The following is an 18,463-nucleotide window of genomic DNA, read 5'->3' on the forward strand; positions in this document are numbered from 1 at the left end:
GTGGTCCAGGGCGAGCGACGCCGCACGCCATTTTTCGTTGATGAATTCTCGGAAAGTCGCATAAGCGACCTCGAACCGGACCTCACGGTTTGAGGTTTGAGCCACAGCGGGGGAACTGGACACTAGGCACCTCCGGGCGCAAGGCTTACCTTGTGCACGGGTCGAAACGCAACGGAGGATCGGGCGGTTGGCGCAGATCACATACCCGGGACACCGGGCACGGAGTGTGACGGAAATGAGCCGAAAGAGTGGTGCGACTTGTGGCTGAATTCCTCGCAAGTCAATACGCCGAACGTCCCATTCAAGATCACACCTGCGTGATCGGCGCCGGCGTGTCCGGTCTCGCGGTCGCCGGAACGCTCCAAGCCAGAGAACTCCCGGTGACCGTTCTGGAACGAACGGGCGGCATCGGCGGGCTGTGGCGCCACGAGGGGCCGGGCAGCCGCGGCCCGGCGTACGACTCGCTGCACCTCAACACCTCCGCCCGGCTCACCGGCTTCCACGACTTCCCCATGCCGGCGAGCTACCCGCGCTACCCCCGGCACGACCAAGTGGCGTCCTACCTGCGGAGTTACGCAGATCACAAGGGCGTGACCGACCGGGTCGAGCTGCACACCGAGGTCGAGGACGTGAGCCGCACCAGTGCGGACACCTGGCTCGTGACCAGCCGTGACCGCGACGGGGTCCGGCGGCGCCGGCAGTTCGGGCACGTGGTGGTCGCCACGGGCCACCACTGGGTCCCGCGGCTGCCCGAACTCCCGGGGGATGAGACGTTCCCCGGCCGCAGGCTGCACTCCTTCGACTACGCCAACCCGGTGGCCCACGCGGGCAGACGGGTGGTCGTGATCGGGTTCGGGAATTCGGCGGCGGACATTTCCGTCGAATTGTCGAGGGTGGCGGCGAAAACCGTTCTGGTGCAGCGGCGCGGGGTGCACGTGGTGCCCAAGACGATTATGGGCCTGCCCATCGACGAGATCGCCTCGGCCCCGTGGTGGGCCCGGCTGACGTTTCCGCAACAACGCGGTCTCATCGAAACGCTGTTGCGGCTCATGCGCGGCCGGCTGGCGGACTACGGGCTGGCCGAGCCGGACCACCGCATCTTCGGCGGGGCCTTGACGATATCGGACGAACTGCTCAGCCGGATCAACCACGGGACGCTGGCGGTGAAGCCCGCGGTGGACCGCATCGAGGGACCGGTGGTGCACTTCTCGGACGGCACCAGCGAGGAGGCCGACGACCTCGTGTACTGCACCGGGTACCACATCGAGTTCCCATTCCTGCCATTCGAATGGGTGTTCGAACCGGGCGGCCGAATTGCGCTCTACCAGCGGGTTGTGTCGCTGGCCCGGCCGGACCTCTACTTCGCGGGCCTGATCCGGCCGTTCGGGGCGATCACGAGGTTGGTCGAGGCGCAGGCGGAGTGGATCGCGGACCTGGTGGAGGGGGTGGCGGTGCTGCCGCCCGCGTCGGCGATGCGGCGCGAGGTGGAACAACACCTGACCGCCGCGGCGGCCCGCTTCGGGACGACCCGTGCGGCTTCGATGCAGGTGGACTTCGGCACTTACCTGGCGGCGCTGCGCAAACAGCGCGGGTCGAAGGTGCTGACGACCCGGCGGAGCTGACCGGGGCGGGCGCGGGACGGCGGGAAGCGGGCGCGGAGGGCCGGGGCGGTGCTCGGACGGGCAGGCGCGGCCGAGGCGGGCGCGGCGCGGGCATGGCTTGCTTGACGCGGCGCGGGCATGGCTTGCTTGACGCGGCGCGGGCCATGGCGCGTCCCGCGCGGCGCGCGGCCTCCGGCCCCCGCTTCGATTGTCCCATGCGGCACCGACAATTTCGGTGGGCGATGGGTGGTCTGCCGGCGCGCGGGTGAGGGCCTGCGCGCCGGGGGGTGTCAGACCGTGGCGTCCAGGCGGTCCATCGTGTGTTGGATCAGGCTCACCAGGACCGACTTGCTCGACTCCCGGTCGCGGGCGTCGCACAGCACGACCGGGATCGCGTCGTCCACGTCCAGGGCCCGGCGCACCTCGTCCACCTCGTACAGGTGCGAGCCCTCGAAGCAGTTGACGCCGATGACGAACGGGATGCCGCGCCGCTCGAAGAAGTCGATGGACGGGAAGCTCGAATCCAGCCGTCGCGTGTCCACGAGGATCACCGCGCCGATCGCACCGTAGGCCAGCTCGTCCCACATGAACCAGAACCGGTTCTGGCCGGGGGTGCCGAACAGGTACAGCACCACCTCCGGGTTGATCGTGATGCGGCCGAAGTCGAGGGCGACCGTCGTGGTCTCCTTCTGCTCCAGCCCCACCACGTCGTCCACCCCGACACCGGCCTCGGTGAGCAGCTCCTCGGTGTGCAGCGGCGGTATCTCGCTGACCGAGTTGACCATGGTCGTCTTGCCGGTGCCGAAACCGCCGGCGATGACGATCTTGACTGGGGTGGGGACCAGCAGTTCCCCGCCCGGCCGCTCAGATTCCACGGACACCATCCAGCACTGCCTGCAACAGGTTCCGGTCCGGCACCACCGGAACTCGGGAAGGGTCTCTGATCACGACGTCGCCGCGCTGGATCAGGTCGCTGAGCAGCACCTTGACCACCACCAGCGGCACGTCGAGGTACGCCGCCACCTCGGCCACCGACAGCGGCCGGCGGCACAGCTCCATGATCTCCAGGTGCTCGACCGAGAGCGCGTCCGGGTCCGACGGCGACGGCATCGCCCGCACCTGGGTCACCAGGTGCAGCTCCGGGCGCAGCGGACGGGTCCGGCCGCGCACCATCGCGTAGGGGCGGACCAGCGGGCCCGCCGCCTCGTCGTACCACCAGTCCCCGCGGCCGGGCTTCACGACGACCGCCGGGCAGTGGGCAAGGCCGAACCGGTGCCGCGCGGCGCCGAGGACAGGTACGTGCCGACGCGCTTGACGAGCATGTTCATCTCGTAGGCGATCATGCCCATGTCGGAGTCCTCTTCGCCCAGCACCGCCAGGCACGCGCCGTGCCCGGCCGCCGTGACGAAGAGGTAGGCGTGCTCCATCTCCACGATGGTCTGCCGCACCGCGCCGCCGCCGAAGTGCCGCCCGGTGCCGCGCGCCAGGCTCTGGAACGCCGAGGCCATCGCCGACAGGTGGTCGGAGTCGTCCTTGGACAGTCCCGGTGAGCGACCCAGCAGCAGGCCGTCCGCGGACAGCACCACCGCGTGCCGGGCGCCCACCACGCGGCTGACCAGGTCCTCCAACAACCAGTTCAGTTCGTTGTGCTGGCTGGTCATGTCGTTCATCGGATTGCCTTTCCGGTTTCCAGTCGTCCGGTCGCGGGTCGTGGTCAGGGTTCGAGCGCGTCGTCGGAGCGGCGGGCGTCGCGGGTGCCCCGCTGGAACGCCGACAGGCCCTTGCGGGTCCGCTCGGCGGACTGCTCGACGTCGACCTCGGCGAGCGGTTCGGGCGAAGGGTGGAAATCGTTGCGCACCAACTGCGGGGCGAGGTTCTGCTGCCGGCGGCGGCGGGGCAGCTCCGGCCGGGAGCCGGTGTCCTCGTCCGCGGTGGTGGTGCGCTTGCGCTGCGGCAGTTCCAGCTCGCCGCCGCGCTGCGGCAGGTCGAGGGACCCGCTGCGCTGGTTGAAGTCGAGCGATCCGCTGTGCGAGGACAGGTCAAGTCCTCCGCTGTGCGAGGGCAGGTTCAGTCCTCCGCTGAGTCGGTCGTCCGCTGGAAGGGAATCGTTGTTGGCCGCGGCCTCGGCTTGTGCCCAGAAGCCTTCCAGCTCTCGGGAAGTACCGGGAAACCTGGCCTCGGGCGCCGCCTCCTCGCCCGCCTCGGGCACCAGGTGCTCCTCGTAGGCGCGGCGCGGTAGCTGGCCGGTCTCGGCCAGGTCGCCCGCGGTGGACGGGCCGGCCACGATCGAGGACGGGATGAGCACCAGCGCGAGCGTGCCGCCGTAGGGCGACTCGCGCAGCTCGACGTGGATGCCGCGGCGGGCGGCCAGGCGCGCCACCACGAACAGGCCCAGCCGGGACTCGCCGCGCAGCCGCATCGCGTCGAACTCCGGCGGGTCGGCCAGCATCGCGTTGTGCTGCTCGCGGTCCTCGGGGTTGATGCCCAGGCCGTGGTCCTCGATCTCCACCACCACGCCCTGCGGCACCTCGCTGGCGTGCACCTGCACCTGCGAGCGGGGCGAGGAGAACGCGGTGGCGTTGTCCACCAGCTCGGCGATCAGGTGGATGGTGTCGGCGACGGCCGCGCCCACCAGCGCGGTGTCGGGCACCGGGTTGACCTTGACCCGGACGTACTGCTCGGTCTCGGCGACCGCGGCGCGCAGGACGTCCAGCAACCGCACGGGCTTGCGCCACTGCCGGCCGGGCTGCTCGCCCGCGAGGATGATCAGGTTCTCGGCGTTGCGGCGGGCGCGCGTGGCGAGGTGGTCGAGCTGGAACAGCGCGTCGAGCTGCTCGGGGTTCTCCTCCTCGCGCTCCAGCCGGTCCAGGATCTTGAGCTGGCGGTGCACCAGGCCCTGGTTGCGGTGGGCGATGTCGAGGAAGACCCGGTTGACGCCCTCGCGCGCCTGGCTCTCCTTCACCGCGGCGGCGACGGCGGTGTACTGGGCGGCGTTGAACGCGTCGGCCACCTGGCCGATCTCGTCGGTGCCGTAGTCCAGCGGCGGCACCTCGGCCTCGACGTCCACGTGCTTGCCCTCGCGCAACCGGTCCACGATGTCGGGCAGCCGCTCGTGGGCCAGCGCCAGGGAGTCCTTCTTCAGCGAGGTCAGGCGGGTGATCAGGGCGCGGTTGACCAGGCGGTTGGAGATCCGGACCGCGAAGACGATGCCGCCGAGCACCACGACCAGGGCGATGAGCGAGCCGATCAGCACGGTGATGAACCGGGTGTTGCCGCGCTCCAGGCCGGTGTCGGAGGCGTGCGAGGCCTGGTCCACGGCGAGGTCGACCAGCTTGTCCGACACCGGTTCGGCGACGGCCTGCCACTCCTCCAGCGTCACCTTGGCGCCGGGCGTGGCGATCAGGTCGTTCTCCAGGCGGACCAGCTTGCGCCAGTCCTCGGACTCGGTCACCGCGCGGAAGTCGCGCTGCACGGCGTCGGCCGCGTAGGGCGTGGTCGTGCTGAACTGCGCGTGGTAGGAGCCGACGAGCGTGACGAACTCCAGCCGGTCCTCGGCGGAGGGCGCGCCGGAGGCGAGCATGCCCACCGCGATCGAGGACGCCCGCGCCATCCAGTCCGCCGCGCGGAACAGGTCGGTGGCGTTGAGGCCCTGCTGGGAGGCCACGGCGTCGGGCACGACCCGGGCCTGGGTGCCGAACAGCGCGGTGCCGGCGTCGACCACCCGGTTGTAGTAGTCGTAGACCTCGTTCTTGTCGGCCTTGCCCGACTCGACCGCCGCGCGGCGCTGGGCCAGTTCGCCGAGCAGCGCGTACAGCTCGGTGATCTTGACCTTGACCTCGTCGGGCGCGTTGCCGGTGGCGGCGTCGAACGCGGTCCGCATGGACTTGGTGGTCTCGTCCACCACGCGTTGCTGGGCGTGCAGGTCGGACAGGTCCGGGGAGCGCTGACCGAGGGCGCTCATCGCCAGTTCGCGTTCCTTCTGGATGGCGACGAACGCGCTGACCGCCGGGATGGAGGCGTCCTTGACGCTGACCGCGACCGCACGGGTGTAGAAGCCGTCGAACACCGTGTAGGAGGAGAACGCCAGCCACATCACCAGCAGGACCACGCTCGGCACCACCACCACGCCGGTGAGCCGCGAGCGGATCGTCTTCTGGCTCGTCTCCGCCTTGCTCTTCTGCTTCACAGTGCTCCGCAGCCTCGTGAACTCGTCCACCTGGTCAGGCGCAGCACAATGAGCGCTGCCTCCTCGTCACCTGATCGTTGGCCACGGAACGGTAACACCTGAAGATCATCATTACGAAGAGACAGCGATCACTCGCGCGACGCGACTGCGAGGTTACCCAGTCGAGTGACATGCGGAACAGGGGGCTGATGTGAACTTTGCGCTCATCAGCCCCCTGACCCTTAACCCGAGATGACCTACGGCTTGTGAACGGCCACCGCGTTGTACGGCGTCGTCGGTGTCGGAGGCGTGGTGAAACGCGCGTTGGGCAGATAGAGGCGGTCGGCGAAGCTCGCCACGGTCGTGGGGACGTCGAACCGGGCGTCCGTGATCTTCGTCACGAGCTTTCCGCTGGTGCCGGCTTTGTCCAGTTCGAAAACGGCGACGGTGTTGAGCCGGTTCTGCACGACGTAGAGGGTCCGGCCCTCCACGAGCAGGCCGTCACCGTTGGTCAGGACGTGTCCGCCCAGGTCAACGATCTTGGTGACGCCGTCGTCGGCGACCCGGTGCAGCAGCCCGGTGTTGCTCTGGACGACCAGCAGCGCGCGCCGGTCGGGCGTCCGCGCGATGCCGTTCGCATTGTTGACGTTGGGGGTGAGGGTGAAGTCGCCGGTCAGCGGGATCGCGGTGTGCGTGTCGGGCAGGCCGCCGTGCCGACCGAATGGGATCTTGTAGAGCAGCGCCTTGCGCGAGTCGGTGAAGTAGGCGGCGTCATCGGTGATCACGACGTCGTTGACGAACGTGTCGGACGCGGCGAATTCGTAAGACCTGAGGATCACTCCCGTTTTCGCGTCCACGACCCGGGCGTCCCCACCCGCGCCGCCGGCGACGAACAGCCGTTTCCACCGGTCGATCTTCAACCCGACCGAAGCCGTGCCGGGGCCCTGGCTGAACACCTCCCCGCGCCCGGTCCGCAGATCGACCCGGAAAAGATCACCGTCCGCACGCGACCCGAAGTACGCGACGGGCGCGTGCCCGATGGCGATGCCCTCCGGCAGGAAGCCGTCGGGCAGTGCGAACCCGTCGGGGAAGGGCGGCGCGCTCTCGGCGGCGGCGGGCGCGGCGACGACGAGGGAGACCCCGAGCGCCACCGCGGCCAGCACACCGGTTCTGCGTGACATGACCACTCCTTCGGTTGTCCGTGCGCGCGAGTCTGGCCCAGCGCGGGCGGCCGGGAGAACGGTCTACAGCAAACCGACAGGATCACCGCCGAACCCGCGCGGGGCTCCCGCACGCCGACGCGCGGAACCCCAGCGCGCGGGACGCCGACGCGCGGGGCCCCGGTCGTCGGTCGCCGGCCCCCGGTCGCCGGACCCCGGTCGCCGGTCGCCGGTCGCCGGACCCGGTCGCCGGTCGCCGGGCGCCAGCCGCCGGTCGTCGCCAAGTTAGGGGTGGCCCGCAGATAACGAACGGGTAACGGCCAGGTCGCGGACTGGGATCGGCACGTATGCCCCGGTGTCCACCGCCCACCGGCGGTCGGGGTTCGAAGCGAATGCGCGTACCTACGACGAGGTGACACATCCATGACGCGAAACCAGGGGCGGCACCGCTTCTCGCGGCGCACCAAGCTCACAGCCGGCGTCGCCGGGCTGGCGCTGACGATCGGCCTGGCGGTCGCGATCTCCACCACCGGAGACCAGGGCACCGCCCAGGCGGACGGGGCCGACAAGTCCCTGTTCGTCGACATCACCAAGCAGGCGCGCAACGTCAAGGCGCCCAGGCCGGAAGGCGACGCCACCAACGGCACGTTCACCGTCGACTGCGGGCGCAACGAGAACGGGCACTTCAACCCGGACAACTTCATCGCGCAGCCCGGCGTCCGCAACGGCGCCCAGCACCTGCACGACTACGTCGGGAACGTGTCCACCGACGCCGACTCGACCAACGAGAGCCTCCAGGAGGCCGACACCACCTGCAAGAACGGCGACAAGTCCACCTACTTCTGGCCCGTGGTCCGCATCGACCGGGAGAACGAGGAGGAGGAGCCCGGCCGGCCGAACAACGCCGAGGTCGAGTGCCCCGACGTCAAGCGCAAGCTGCGCAACGTCCCCCAGCAGGCCCGCGCCGAGGTGGACCGCAACCTCCAGCAGCTCAAGGGCCAGATCGCCGAGGCCAACGACAAGCTCAAGAAGGCCGCCAACGTCAACGATCCCGATTTCGTCAACAACACCGTCCTGAAGCCGTTGCGCGACAAGCGTTCCGCCACCATCGGCCGGATCGTCGAGGCCATCGACCGGGTCGCCCAGCGGCCCCGCGGCCTGCAGCGCCTCGCCCCCTGCACGGTCAAGGACGGCGACGCCAAGGACGCCAAGGTCGCCGAGGCGCAGAAGGAGGCCGAGGCCGACGCGCCGGAGAAGGGTGACGGCAAGAGCCAGAGCGACGAGAACGAGCTGCCCGGCAACGAGGGCGAGATCCAGCGCCCCGAGGTGGTGGACCTGACCTTCCGCGGCAGCCCCACCGGCGAGGTCGTCGCGATGCCGCAGTTCCTGCGCATCCTCTACGGCGACGCCAAGGTCTCCACCAACGGCCCGAAGAACGCCCGCAAGTCCTGGACCTGCACCGGTTTCGAGGACCGGGTCCTGATGGACAAGTACCCGATCTGCCCGCGGGGCAGCAAGGTCAAGCGCGTCCACGACTTCCCGAGCTGTTGGGACGGCAAGAACACCGACAGCGCCAACCACCGCGACCACATCGTCTACCCGAACGAGAACGGCAAGTGCCCCAGGGGTTTCCGCGCCGTGCCGCAGCTGCGGATCAGCCTCACCTACGACATCCCGCGCGACGTGCAGCAGAACGGCCAGTACGCGGTCGACGCGTTCCCCGAGGAGGAGCACAACCCGCTGTCCGACCACGACGACTTCGCCAACGTCATGGGCGAGGACATCATGAACCGCGTGGTGGACTGCATCAACACCGGCAAGAAGTGCAGGGAGTGACGATGATCCAGGCACACCACCGGACCGGCGTGGACGAGGTGCGCGGCACCGAGGACGTCCGCCGCCTGCTCGACCTGCTCGCCGTCGCCGAGGACGCGACCCTCGTGCACCGCGACACCCCGGACAGCCGGGTGTGGGTGGGCGTGCGCGGCGACCGCGGGGCGATGCTGTTCACCGACGTGGGCACCGGGTCGTGGGCCAGCCTCGGCGAGGGCCCGCGGCGGCGCCCCCGCTACGCCGGGGTCCGGTTCCCCACCCACTGCGAGATCCCCGTGGCCGACCTGGCGAAGGCGATCGAGGAGTTCCTGGCCACCGGCGAGCGCCCGACCCGGGTCCCCTGGCAGCAGGTCCGGTAGTCGGCCTCGCGGGCCATCCCCTGACGCGCGGCGGCGGTGCCTCAGGGGATGGCCAACCCCTCTTGCCGCAGAGCTTCTTCGACGCGAAGCCTCTCGATGTCCCGGTCTACCCCCTCCGGGAGCGAGTCGAGCCGGTGGGGCACCCCGACCGCCGCACAGGCCTGTGCCAACAGGACGTCGTACGCCTGCCGTACCCCTGCGCGGCGGGCGTACGGCGTGCCCGGCCGGATGAGCGCCAGCACCCGGTGCACGCGCCGCAGGTCGGCGGCCAACTGTTCGATCGGAAGTCCCTGTGGTGACAAGGGTTCCCGCCGCAGACGCCGGAGCAGGCGGGGGATGTGGAGCACGGCCCAGCACAGCGCGGACGGCGCGAGCGCGACACCCACGAACAAGGCGACGTTGCCCCACGGCGCGGAGGCCATGGGCCAAGTATCAACCCGCGTGCAGTGCCAGGTACAGGTCCACCCTCGACGTGAAGTCCGAGAGGTCCACGCCGAGCAGTTCCTCGACCCGGCCGACCCGGTAGCGCAGGGTGTTCACGTGGACGTGCAGCCGCGCCGACGCCGTGGTCCACGACCCCGAGCAGTCCAGGAACACCCGCAGCGTCCCCACCAGGTCCGACCCGTGCTCGGCGTCGTAGTCCAGCACCGGCCCCAGCACCCGCCGCCGCAACGACCCGCGCAGCTCCTCCGGCACGCCGGCCAGCAGCAACTGGTGCAGCGCGATCTCCTCGCCCGCCACGACGCAGGTCCGCCCCGGCCGCCGCTCCCCCAGCCGCCGCGCGTGCGACGCCTCCTCGGCGGCGCCCCGCAACCCGGCCGCGCCGACCGCCGACGAGATCCCGACCAGGACCCGCACCGACCCCAGCCCCGGCTCGACAGTCCGCAGCGCCTGCCGGACGCCTTCCGCCCAGCCGGGCCCCGAAGGCGCGATCGCGTACACCTCGTCGCCGTGCACTGACACCAGCGCGTGCGGCGCGATGGGCGCGAGCACCTCCTCCAGCAACGCCGCCGCCTGCTCCGCCCGCCGGTCCGTGCACGACGCGACGACCACGCGGAACTCCGCCGCGTCCCACCCGACCGCGGCCAGCCGGGGACCCAGGTCGCCGGACCCGGACAGCACCTCGCGCAGCAGCGGCCCGGCGGCCCGGTTCTCGATGCGCCGCTCCTGCACCACCCGCGTCCGCTCGACGCCGACCAGGCTGGCCAGCTCCGCCGCCACCTCGTCGTGCGCCCGGTCGCCCTCGACCACCACGATCCACGTGGCCACCCGCGAGCCGCCGCGCTCGGACACCGGCAGCAGCGTCGTCCGCCGCACCACCCGGGGCAGCCGGTCGGCCAGCAGGAACTCGCGCACGAACACGCCCGCGTCGGCCAGTTCCGGGCCGGCCACCACGTGCCCGGTGGTGGACAGCACCCGCACCGGCGCGTCCAGTTCCGCCGCGCCCGCCGCCACCAGCTCGCCCAGCCCGCCGCCGTCGGCGACCACGGTCAGCAGCCGCCGGTGCCGGCCCAGCTGCGCGCCCGCGTCGCCGACCCGTTCGGCGGCCAGTTCGAGCACGACCCGTTCGGTGATGGTCGCGAACGACAGGTCGATCGGAACCTCCAACAACGGCACCCCGTGCCGCCGGCAGGCCTCGACGAGCGCCGCCGGCAATTCACGGGCCTCCGGGTCGCTGGCCGCCAACGCGGCGACGCCGGCGTGCGCCAAAGAGGCGACGAAGGTCTCGCAATCGGCCGCCGAACGGTGCCAGAGCAGCCCCGACAACACCAGCTCGCCACCGGACAGGTACCGCGCCGGGTCGGGCAGTTCGGTGCCGTAGAGCCTGGTCACGGGCCGGTCCAGGAACTCCTCGCCGTGGACGAGGCGCAGTCGGAGCTCCGGCATCCGCAGCAAGCTGCGTACGCGCAACACGATCGCCTCCCTCACGTCATGCGAGCGCTTTACCTTCGTCCGATCGTGTTTGTAGGAAAGCACAAAACCACTCGCCGTAGGAGCCTGGGATTCATGCGCCGTGGCCGTAGCTGAACGGCCGGCCCGGTCTGTGTACTGGCTCACACACCGATGGGAGGGCGAGTGACGATCAGCACCCACGTGCTCGACGCACAGCGCGGCAGGCCGGCGGTCGGCCTGGCGGTGCGCCTGGAGCACGACGGCGAGACGGTGGCGGAAGCCCGCACCGGCGAGGACGGCCGGATCACCGGCTGGCCCAGCGAGCGGGCCGGGGTCTACCGGCTGGTGTTCGACACCGGCGACGTGGCCCCGTTCTTCCCCGAGGTGGTGCTGACCTTCCGGGTCACCGAGCCCGGCGAGCACCACCACGTGCCCCTGCTGTTGTCCCCGTTCGCGTACTCCACCTACCGAGGCAGCTGATGGACTTCCTTCGACCCGACACCCTCGCCGAGGCCCTGGCGCTCAAGGCCGAGCGCCCCGACGCCGTGCCGATCGCGGGTGGCACGGACGTGATGGTGGAGCTGAACTTCGACCACCGCCGCCCGGCGGCCCTGCTGGACCTGACCCGCGTCCCGGAGCTGAAGGAGCACTCGTCCGAGGACGGCGTGGTGCGCATCGGCGCGGGCGTGCCGTACGTGCGGATCATCGAGGAGCTGGGCGGCGCGCTGCCCGCGCTGGCGATGGCGTCGCGCACGGTCGGCTCGCCGCAGATCCGCAACCGGGGCACGGTCGGCGGCAACCTGGGCGCGGCCTCGCCGGCGGGCGACACGCACCCAGTGCTGCTGGCGGCGGGCGCGACCGTCGAGGTGGCGTCGGCGCGCGGGGTGCGGTTCATCCCGGCCACCGGGTTCTACCTGGGCGTGAAGCGCAACGCGCTGGAGCCCGACGAGCTGATCACGGCGGTCCACGTGCCGGCCACGCGGGCGCCGCAACAGTTCTCCAAGGTCGGCACCCGCAACGCCATGGTGATCGCCGTGTGCTCGTTCGCGGTGGCGCTGCACCCCGGCGAGAACCGGGTGGGCGCGGCCGTGGGCAGTGCCGCGCCGACCCCGCGCCGGGCGACCGAGGCGGAGGAGTTCCTGTCCGGGGAGCTGACCTCCACCGGCCAGTGGGAGTCGCCGAAACCGCTGCTGGACTCGGTGAAGCGCCGGTTCGGGGAGCTGGTGGCGGCTGCCGCGAGCCCCATCGACGACGTGCGCGGCTCGGCCGCGTACCGCAAGCACGCACTGTCCGTGCTGGCCCGCCGGACGCTGGGCTGGGCGTGGCAGGACTACACCGGGAAGGCGGCCTAGGGCGATGCGCGTGAACGTGACGGTCAACGGCGAGCAGCGGCAGGCCGACGACGTCTGGGAGGGCGAGAGCCTGCTCTACGTGCTGCGCGAGCGGCTGGGCCTGCCCGGTTCCAAGAACGCCTGCGAGCAGGGTGAATGCGGCTCGTGCACGGTGTACCTCGACGGCGTGCCGGTGTGTTCGTGCCTGGTCGCCGCCGGTCAGGCGCAGGACCGCGAGGTGCGCACGGTCGAGGGCCTGGCCGAGGGCGACTCGTTGGACCCGGTGCAGGAGGCGTTCGTGGAGGCGGGCGCGGTGCAGTGCGGGTTCTGCACGCCCGGTCTCGTCGTCGCGGCGCACGACCTGGTCGACCGGGTGCCCGAGCCGTCCGACCCGGAGATCCGCGAGGCGCTGGCCGGGAACCTGTGCCGCTGCACCGGCTACGAGAAGATCCTGGACGCGGTCCGGCTCGCCGCCCGCAAGAAGGGCGCGCGATGACCCCGACCATCCTCGACGGCGTGGCGGTGTCCACGATGGACCCCGCCGGCACCGAGCACGCCTTCGGGCACGTGGTGTTCGAGGACGGCCGCATCACCGCCGTCGGCCCCGGCCAGGCCCCGAAGCCGACCGGCCCGCACACGTGGGTGGACGGCAGCGGGTGCCTGGTGACGCCGGGCCTGGTCAACACCCACCACCACCTCTACCAGTGGGCCACCCGGGGCTACGCGCAGGACGCGACCCTGTTCGAGTGGCTGACCACGCTGTACCCGGTGTGGCGCGGGCTGGACGCGGAGATCACGCACGCGGCGGCGTCGGCGGGCCTGGCCAAGCTGGCGCTGACCGGCTGCACGACCGCCGCCGACCACCACTACGTGTTCCCGAGCGAGGGCGGCGACCAGTTCGAGGCCCTCGTCACCGCCGGCCGTCGGGTCGGCATCCGCCTGCACGCCGTCCGCGGCTCGATGGACCGGGGGCAGTCCCACGGCGGGCTCCCGCCGGACAACCTGGTCGAGGAGACCGAAGCCGCGTTGACCGCCACCGAGGAGGCGATCGACGACTACCACGACCCGTCCCCGGACGCCCTGGTCAAGGTGGCCGTCGGCCCGTGCTCGCCGTTCTCGGTGAGCCGGGAGCTGATGACCGGCGCGGCCGAGTTGGCCCGGCGCAAGGGCGTCCGCCTGCACACCCACCTCGCCGAGACGCTGGACGAGGAGGAGCAGTGCCAGGCCGAGTTCGGCTGCTCCCCCACGGAGTACGCCGAGCGGGTCGGCTGGCTCGGTGACGACGTGTGGCTCGCCCACACCGTGCACCTCGCGCCGGACGCGGTGAAGAAGCTCGGCGCCACGAGCACCGGTTCCGCCCACTGCCCCACCTCCAACGGCCGGCTGGGCACGGGCATCGCCCCGGTCCGGGACCTGCTCGACGCGGGCGCGCCGGTGGGCCTGGGCGTGGACGGCGCGGCGTCCAACGAGTCCTGCGGGATGGTCGAGGAGCTGCACCAGGCCGTGTTGCAGGCCCGGCAGCGCGGCGGACCGAAGGCGCTGGACGTCCGCGAAGCCCTGTGGCTGGGCACGATGGGCGGCGCGCGGTGCCTGGGCCGGGCCGACGAGATCGGCTCGGTCGAGCCGGGCAAGCTCGCCGACCTGGCCGTGTGGCGGTTGGACGGCCTGGACCACGCGGGCATCGACGACCCGGTGGCCGCGCTCGTCCTGGGCCCGCTGCCGAGGCTCAAGCTGCTGCTGGTGGGCGGCCGGGTGGTCGTGGACGACGGCGAGCTGCGCACCGCATCCGAATCCGACCTCGCACGCGACCTGCGTGCCGCGAGCGCACGACTGAAGGTGACCCGATGAGCCTCACACCCGCTGAACTGACGTCCTCGGTGTCCGGTGGCATCGGCTCCAGCCCGCAGCGCCCGGACGGCACGCTCAAGGTGCGCGGCGAGTACGCCTACGCCTCGGACCTGTGGCACGAGGACATGATCTGGGGCGCGACCCTGCGCAGCCCCCACCCGTACGCGAAGATCGTCTCGATCGACCTGACCGAGGCGCTGAAGGTGCCCGGCGTGCACGCGGTGCTCACGCACCGGGACGTACCCGGGCAGAACCTGTACGGCTTGGAGCACAAGGACCAGCCGGTGCTGGCCGTGGACGTCGTGCGCTACCAGGGTGAACCGGTGGCGCTGGTCGGCGCGGACCACCCCGAGACGGCGTTGCGCGCCATGAAGCGCATCAAGGTCGAGTACGAGGTGCTCACGCCGGTCGTGGACATGGAGACCGCGATCGACGACACCCCGTTGCACCCCGGCGGGAACCTGGTGCGGCACGTGCCGATCCGGCGCGGCGACGTCTCGGCGAAGGCCGACGTCGTGGTGACCGGCCGGTACGAGGTCGGCATGCAGGACCAGGCGTTCCTCGGGCCCGAGTCGGGTCTCGCCGTGCCCGCCGAGGACGGCGGCGTGGACCTCTACGTCGCGACCCAGTGGCTGCACGTGGACCAGAAGCAGATCGCGTCCGCGTTGGGGATGCCGTTGGAGAAGGTGCGGCTGACGCTGTCCGGCGTCGGCGGCGCGTTCGGCGGGCGCGAGGACCTGTCCATGCAGGTGCACGCCTGTCTGCTGGCGCTGCACACCGGCAAGCCGACCAAGATGGTCTACAACCGCGAGGAGTCGTTCTACGGGCACGTGCACCGCCACCCGGCGGTCCTGTACTACGAGCACGGCGCGGACCGCACGGGCAAGCTGGTGTACGTCAAGGCGAAGATGTACCTCGACGGCGGCGCGTACGCGTCCAGCACGCCGGCGGTCGTCGCGAACGCCGCCACGCTGGGCATCGGGCCCTACGAGGTGGACAACCTGTCCATCGACGCGTGGGGCGTCTACACCAACAACCCGCCGTGCGGCGCGATGCGCGGGTTCGGCGCGGTGCAGGCGGGGTTCGCCTACGAGTCCCAGATGGACAAGCTGGCCGAGGCGCTGGGCATGGACCCGGTGGACGTGCGGATCGTCAACGCGATGACCGAGGGTTCGGTCATGCCGACCGGCCAGGTGGTCGACTCGGCCGCGCCGGTCGCCCAGTTGTTGAAGCTGGTCAAGGACAAGCCGCTGCCGCCGCCCTCGGACCGCGACCTGCGCAACCTGCCCGGCGGTGTCTCGAACACCACCCACGGGGAGGGCGTGGTGCGGGGCGTCGGCTACGCGGTGGGGATCAAGAACATCTGCTTCTCCGAGGGCTACGACGACTACTCCACCGCCCGCGTGCGGTTGCAGGTCATCAACGGCGAACCGGCCGCGCTGGCGCACACCGCCGCGTGCGAGGTCGGGCAGGGCCTGGTGACGATCATGCAGCAGATCGTGCGGACGGAGCTGGGCGTCGAGCGGGTGACGATCCTGCCGATGGACACCAGCATCGGCAACGGCGGCTCCACGTCCGCGTCCCGCCAGACCTACGTGACCGGCGGTGCGGTCCGCGCGGCCTGCCTGGCGGTGAAGGACGAGCTGGCCAAGCTCGCCGCCGGCCGGGTGGGCTTGGACCTGGTGGAGCTGCTCGGTGACGAGGTGATCGACGAGACGGTGGAGTGGCGGCACCGCGCGACCGAGCCGCTGGACCCGGAGACCGGGCAGGGCAACGCGCACGTCCAGTACGGGTTCGCCGCGCACCGGGCGGTGGTGGACGTCGATGTCGAGCTGGGCCTGGTGAAGGTGGTCGAGCTGGACTGCGCGCAGGACGTCGGCAAGGCGCTCAACCCGCAGGCCGTGCTGGGCCAGATCCAGGGCGGTTCGGCGCAGGGCCTGGGCCTGGCGGTGATGGAGGAGATCCAGACCGCCGGCGGCAAGGTGCGCAACCCGTCGTTCACCGACTACCTGATCCCGACCGTGCTGGACATGCCGCCGATGAGCATCGACGTGCTCGAACTGGCCGACCCGAACGCGCCCTACGGGGTTCGCGGGGTCGGCGAGCCGCCCACGATCTCGTCCACTCCCGCCATCGTCGCCGCCATCCGCAACGCGACCGGCCTGGCCTTGACCCGTGTTCCCGTGCGCCCCGAGCACATCACCGGAACCTGATCTCTTGGAGCTTCGCACAATGACCACGTCTGTTTCGCCCGACCACGCCTGGCTGCGGGAGTCGATCGAGCTGGCCACCCGCAACGTCGCCGCGGGCGGCGGGCCGTTCGGCGCGGTGATCATCCGGGATGGCGAGGTGATCGCCACCGGCACCAACCAGGTCACCCCGACCCTGGACCCGACCGCGCACGCCGAGGTGGTGGCGATCCGCGCCGCCTGCCGGGCCATCGGTGACTTCCGGCTCACCGGCTGCGTGCTGGTGTCCTCCTGCGAGCCGTGCCCGCTGTGCCTGTCCGCCGCGCTGTGGGCGCGGGTGGACCGGGTCGTCTACGCCGCCGACCGGCACGACGCCGCCGCGGCCGGCTTCGACGACCGCGAGTTCTACGAGCTGTTCGGCAAGCCCCGCGAGCTGTGGAGCCTGCCGGTGCACCAGATCTCCACGGGCGAGGACAACGCGCCGTTCACGGCCTGGCTGTCCCGGACCGACCGCGTCGACTACTGACGCATCACCCGGAGCGGCCACGAGCCGCCAGTGCTGACCGGAGCACGCGAAACATCTTTCAAACGCGTTCGGCGGGGCCTTGCTTGCAGGCCTCGCCCCACCGAACGCGCCCACCGGCATGGGAAGGACGTCATGACCCAGCTCAGGGATGACATCCCCACACGCACCACACAACTCGACCGGTTCTTCCGCATAACCGAGCGCGGCAGCACCATAGGCCGGGAAGTGCGCGGCGGTATCACCACGTTCGTGGCGATGTCGTACATCGTATTGCTCAACCCGCTCATCCTGGGCGCGTCGGCCGACATCACCGGCGCCCGCCTGACCACCGAGCAGCTCACCACCGCGACCGCGCTGGCCGCGGGCGTGATGACGATCCTGATGGGCGTGGTCGGCAACGCGCCGCTGGCCCTGGCCGCCGGGCTCGGCGTGAACGGGGTCGTGGCGTTCCAGATGGCCCCGACGATGACGTGGGCCCAGGCGTTCGGCCTGGTCGTGCTCGAAGGCCTGTGCATCGTGGTGATGGCCGCCTCCGGGGTCCGGGAGAAGATCATCAACGCCATCCCCGGCCCGCTCAAGACCGCCATCACCGTCGGCATCGGCCTCTACATCGCCCTGGTCGGCCTGGTCAGCGCCGGGTTCGTCACCCGGACGCCGGACGCGGTCGGCTCGTCGGTCCCCGTCCGGATGGGGCTCGACGGTCACCTGTCCGGGTGGCCGATCGCGATCTTCTCCCTCGGCCTGCTGCTGATGATCGTGCTGATGGCCCGGGGCGTGCCGGGGGCGGTGCTGATCAGCATCGCGGCGGCCACCGTGCTGGCCATCGCGGTGAACTCGGTGTTCGACGTCGAGGGTTGGGGGTTGGTGACGCCGAACGTGCCGGACAGCGTCGTCGCCGCGCCGGACTTCGGGCTGTTCGGGCGGGTGGACCTGTTCGGCGGGTTCGTCTCGGCGGGCGTGATCACCGCGACGGTGTTCCTGTTCACGCTGGTCCTGTCCGGGTTCTTCGACGCGATGGGCACCATCACGTCGGTGTCGGACGAGGCGGGACTGACCCGGGACGGCAAGGTCCAGGGCATGGGCCGCATCCTGCTGGTCGACGGCGCGGGCGCGGTCGCCGGCGGCGTGACCGGGTCGTCGCCGAACACGGTGTTCCTGGAGTCGGCGGCGGGCGTCGGCGAGGGTGCGCGCACCGGGCTGGCCAGTGTGGTGACCGGCGTGATGCTGGCCGCGACCCTGCTGTTCACCCCGCTGGCGGCGGTGGTGCCGGCGCAGGCCGCCGCGCCGGCGCTGGTGGTGATCGGCGGGCTGATGATGGCCCAGTGCCGTCGCATCCCCTGGCACGACACGGACTACACGATCCCGGTGTTCCTGACGGTGGCGGTGATCCCGTTCACCTACTCGATCACCAACGGCATCGGCGCGGGCCTGGTGTCCTACGTGGTGATCAAGATCTGCAAGGGCCAGTGGCGGTCCGCCGGCTGGCTGATGACCGTGATCGCGGCGCTGTTCGTCCTGTACTTCGGGGTCGAGGGCGTGACCGCGGTGCTGCACTAGA

Annotated in this window: 17 protein-coding genes; 10 read left to right on the forward strand and 7 right to left on the reverse strand. The window is 71.1% G+C overall.

Annotation, left to right across the window (positions count from 1 at the left end):
• Window positions 1-317 precede the first annotated feature (317 nt).
• Entirely contained in the window at window positions 318-1,622 is a 1,305-nt protein-coding gene (locus AB0A74_RS02290; RefSeq protein ID WP_358247083.1) for an NAD(P)-binding domain-containing protein, read from the forward strand.
• A gap of 269 nt (window positions 1,623-1,891) precedes the next feature.
• Here AB0A74_RS02290 and AB0A74_RS02295 read toward each other — a convergent pair whose 3' ends face one another.
• The 5 genes from AB0A74_RS02295 to AB0A74_RS02315 all read right to left on the reverse strand — a co-directional run bounded on the left by AB0A74_RS02295 (window position 1,892) and on the right by AB0A74_RS02315 (window position 6,947).
• Window positions 1,892-2,485, reverse strand: coding sequence for an ATP/GTP-binding protein (locus AB0A74_RS02295; RefSeq protein WP_343931850.1), 594 nt, complete (start codon window positions 2,483-2,485; stop codon window positions 1,892-1,894).
• A complete protein-coding gene (locus tag AB0A74_RS02300; protein ID WP_246030183.1) occupies window positions 2,466-2,774 on the reverse strand; it encodes a DUF742 domain-containing protein in 309 nt (102 codons plus the stop codon). The genes AB0A74_RS02295 and AB0A74_RS02300 overlap by 20 nt, the downstream gene beginning before the upstream one ends.
• Window positions 2,775-2,836: 62 nt before the next feature.
• On the reverse strand, window positions 2,837-3,271 hold the full coding sequence (locus AB0A74_RS02305; protein ID WP_343931849.1) for a roadblock/LC7 domain-containing protein: 435 nt from the start codon (window positions 3,269-3,271) through the stop codon (window positions 2,837-2,839).
• Between the two features lie 44 nt (window positions 3,272-3,315).
• Window positions 3,316-5,787: a sensor histidine kinase gene (locus AB0A74_RS02310; protein ID WP_358247084.1), complete on the reverse strand. Its 2,472-nt coding sequence runs from the start codon at window positions 5,785-5,787 to the stop codon at window positions 3,316-3,318.
• 236 nt (window positions 5,788-6,023) lie between these two features.
• A complete protein-coding gene (locus tag AB0A74_RS02315) occupies window positions 6,024-6,947 on the reverse strand; it encodes a superoxide dismutase (protein WP_358247086.1) in 924 nt (307 codons plus the stop codon).
• 402 nt (window positions 6,948-7,349) lie between these two features.
• Here AB0A74_RS02315 and AB0A74_RS02320 point away from each other — a divergent pair, with 402 nt between their 5' ends.
• Together AB0A74_RS02320 and AB0A74_RS02325 are read left to right on the forward strand one after the other, a co-directional pair.
• Window positions 7,350-8,762: a DUF1996 domain-containing protein gene (locus tag AB0A74_RS02320; protein ID WP_358247087.1), complete on the forward strand. Its 1,413-nt coding sequence runs from the start codon at window positions 7,350-7,352 to the stop codon at window positions 8,760-8,762.
• A gap of 2 nt (window positions 8,763-8,764) precedes the next feature.
• Window positions 8,765-9,118, forward strand: a complete 354-nt coding sequence (locus tag AB0A74_RS02325) for an Imm1 family immunity protein (protein WP_358247088.1) — start codon at window positions 8,765-8,767, stop codon at window positions 9,116-9,118.
• A gap of 41 nt (window positions 9,119-9,159) precedes the next feature.
• On the opposite strand, the gene AB0A74_RS02330 is transcribed toward AB0A74_RS02325, so the two are convergent.
• Together AB0A74_RS02330 and AB0A74_RS02335 are read right to left on the reverse strand one after the other, a co-directional pair.
• The gene (locus AB0A74_RS02330; protein ID WP_358247089.1) at window positions 9,160-9,540 is read right to left on the reverse strand and encodes a hypothetical protein; all 381 of its coding nucleotides are present in this window, start codon (window positions 9,538-9,540) and stop codon (window positions 9,160-9,162) included.
• Window positions 9,541-9,550: 10 nt separating this feature from the next.
• Entirely contained in the window at window positions 9,551-11,005 is a 1,455-nt protein-coding gene (locus AB0A74_RS02335; protein WP_358247090.1) for a PucR family transcriptional regulator ligand-binding domain-containing protein, read from the reverse strand.
• Between the two features lie 177 nt (window positions 11,006-11,182).
• Here AB0A74_RS02335 and uraH point away from each other — a divergent pair, with 177 nt between their 5' ends.
• From uraH to AB0A74_RS02370, 7 genes are all read left to right on the forward strand, one after another.
• On the forward strand, window positions 11,183-11,491 hold the full coding sequence (gene uraH / locus AB0A74_RS02340) for a hydroxyisourate hydrolase (RefSeq protein WP_358247091.1): 309 nt from the start codon (window positions 11,183-11,185) through the stop codon (window positions 11,489-11,491).
• Window positions 11,491-12,363 (forward strand): xanthine dehydrogenase family protein subunit M, encoded by an 873-nt coding sequence (locus tag AB0A74_RS02345; protein ID WP_358247092.1) that lies wholly within the window; start codon window positions 11,491-11,493, stop codon window positions 12,361-12,363. Before uraH ends, AB0A74_RS02345 begins: the two co-directional genes overlap by 1 nt.
• A 4-nt stretch (window positions 12,364-12,367) precedes the next feature.
• Entirely contained in the window at window positions 12,368-12,838 is a 471-nt protein-coding gene (locus tag AB0A74_RS02350; RefSeq protein ID WP_358247093.1) for a (2Fe-2S)-binding protein, read from the forward strand.
• Complete coding sequence (locus AB0A74_RS02355; protein ID WP_358247094.1) at window positions 12,835-14,190, forward strand: 8-oxoguanine deaminase; 1,356 nt, start codon at window positions 12,835-12,837, stop codon at window positions 14,188-14,190. Before AB0A74_RS02350 ends, AB0A74_RS02355 begins: the two co-directional genes overlap by 4 nt.
• Window positions 14,187-16,403, forward strand: a complete 2,217-nt coding sequence (locus AB0A74_RS02360; protein ID WP_358247095.1) for a molybdopterin cofactor-binding domain-containing protein — start codon at window positions 14,187-14,189, stop codon at window positions 16,401-16,403. The genes AB0A74_RS02355 and AB0A74_RS02360 overlap by 4 nt, the downstream gene beginning before the upstream one ends.
• A gap of 19 nt (window positions 16,404-16,422) precedes the next feature.
• Window positions 16,423-16,905: a nucleoside deaminase gene (locus tag AB0A74_RS02365; RefSeq protein WP_343931833.1), complete on the forward strand. Its 483-nt coding sequence runs from the start codon at window positions 16,423-16,425 to the stop codon at window positions 16,903-16,905.
• 132 nt (window positions 16,906-17,037) lie between these two features.
• Complete coding sequence (locus tag AB0A74_RS02370) at window positions 17,038-18,462, forward strand: NCS2 family permease (RefSeq protein ID WP_358247096.1); 1,425 nt, start codon at window positions 17,038-17,040, stop codon at window positions 18,460-18,462.
• Window position 18,463 lies beyond the last annotated feature (1 nt).

Source organism: Saccharothrix sp. NPDC042600 (assembly GCF_040647305.1).
GTDB classification, from domain to species: Bacteria; Actinomycetota; Actinomycetes; order Mycobacteriales; family Pseudonocardiaceae; genus Actinosynnema; species Actinosynnema mutabilis.

Bases quoted from the DNA above. Each gene is read 5' to 3' on its own strand.
- uraH (WP_358247091.1), top strand. From the start codon at position 11,183: ATGGGAGGGCGAGTGACGATCAGCACCCACGTGCTCGACGCACAGCGC.
- AB0A74_RS02345 (WP_358247092.1), top strand. From the start codon at position 11,491: ATGGACTTCCTTCGACCCGACACCCTCGCCGAGGCCCTGGCGCTCAAG.
- AB0A74_RS02315 (WP_358247086.1), bottom strand. From the start codon at position 6,947: ATGTCACGCAGAACCGGTGTGCTGGCCGCGGTGGCGCTCGGGGTCTCC.
- AB0A74_RS02330 (WP_358247089.1), bottom strand. From the start codon at position 9,540: ATGGCCTCCGCGCCGTGGGGCAACGTCGCCTTGTTCGTGGGTGTCGCG.
- AB0A74_RS02365 (WP_343931833.1), top strand. From the start codon at position 16,423: ATGACCACGTCTGTTTCGCCCGACCACGCCTGGCTGCGGGAGTCGATC.
- AB0A74_RS02370 (WP_358247096.1), top strand. From the start codon at position 17,038: ATGACCCAGCTCAGGGATGACATCCCCACACGCACCACACAACTCGAC.
- AB0A74_RS02300 (WP_246030183.1), bottom strand. From the start codon at position 2,774: ATGGTGCGCGGCCGGACCCGTCCGCTGCGCCCGGAGCTGCACCTGGTG.
- AB0A74_RS02355 (WP_358247094.1), top strand. From the start codon at position 12,835: ATGACCCCGACCATCCTCGACGGCGTGGCGGTGTCCACGATGGACCCC.
- AB0A74_RS02295 (WP_343931850.1), bottom strand. From the start codon at position 2,485: ATGGTGTCCGTGGAATCTGAGCGGCCGGGCGGGGAACTGCTGGTCCCC.
- AB0A74_RS02335 (WP_358247090.1), bottom strand. From the start codon at position 11,005: ATGCCGGAGCTCCGACTGCGCCTCGTCCACGGCGAGGAGTTCCTGGAC.
- AB0A74_RS02320 (WP_358247087.1), top strand. From the start codon at position 7,350: ATGACGCGAAACCAGGGGCGGCACCGCTTCTCGCGGCGCACCAAGCTC.
- AB0A74_RS02350 (WP_358247093.1), top strand. From the start codon at position 12,368: ATGCGCGTGAACGTGACGGTCAACGGCGAGCAGCGGCAGGCCGACGAC.
- AB0A74_RS02325 (WP_358247088.1), top strand. From the start codon at position 8,765: ATGATCCAGGCACACCACCGGACCGGCGTGGACGAGGTGCGCGGCACC.
- AB0A74_RS02305 (WP_343931849.1), bottom strand. From the start codon at position 3,271: ATGAACGACATGACCAGCCAGCACAACGAACTGAACTGGTTGTTGGAG.
- AB0A74_RS02360 (WP_358247095.1), top strand. From the start codon at position 14,187: ATGAGCCTCACACCCGCTGAACTGACGTCCTCGGTGTCCGGTGGCATC.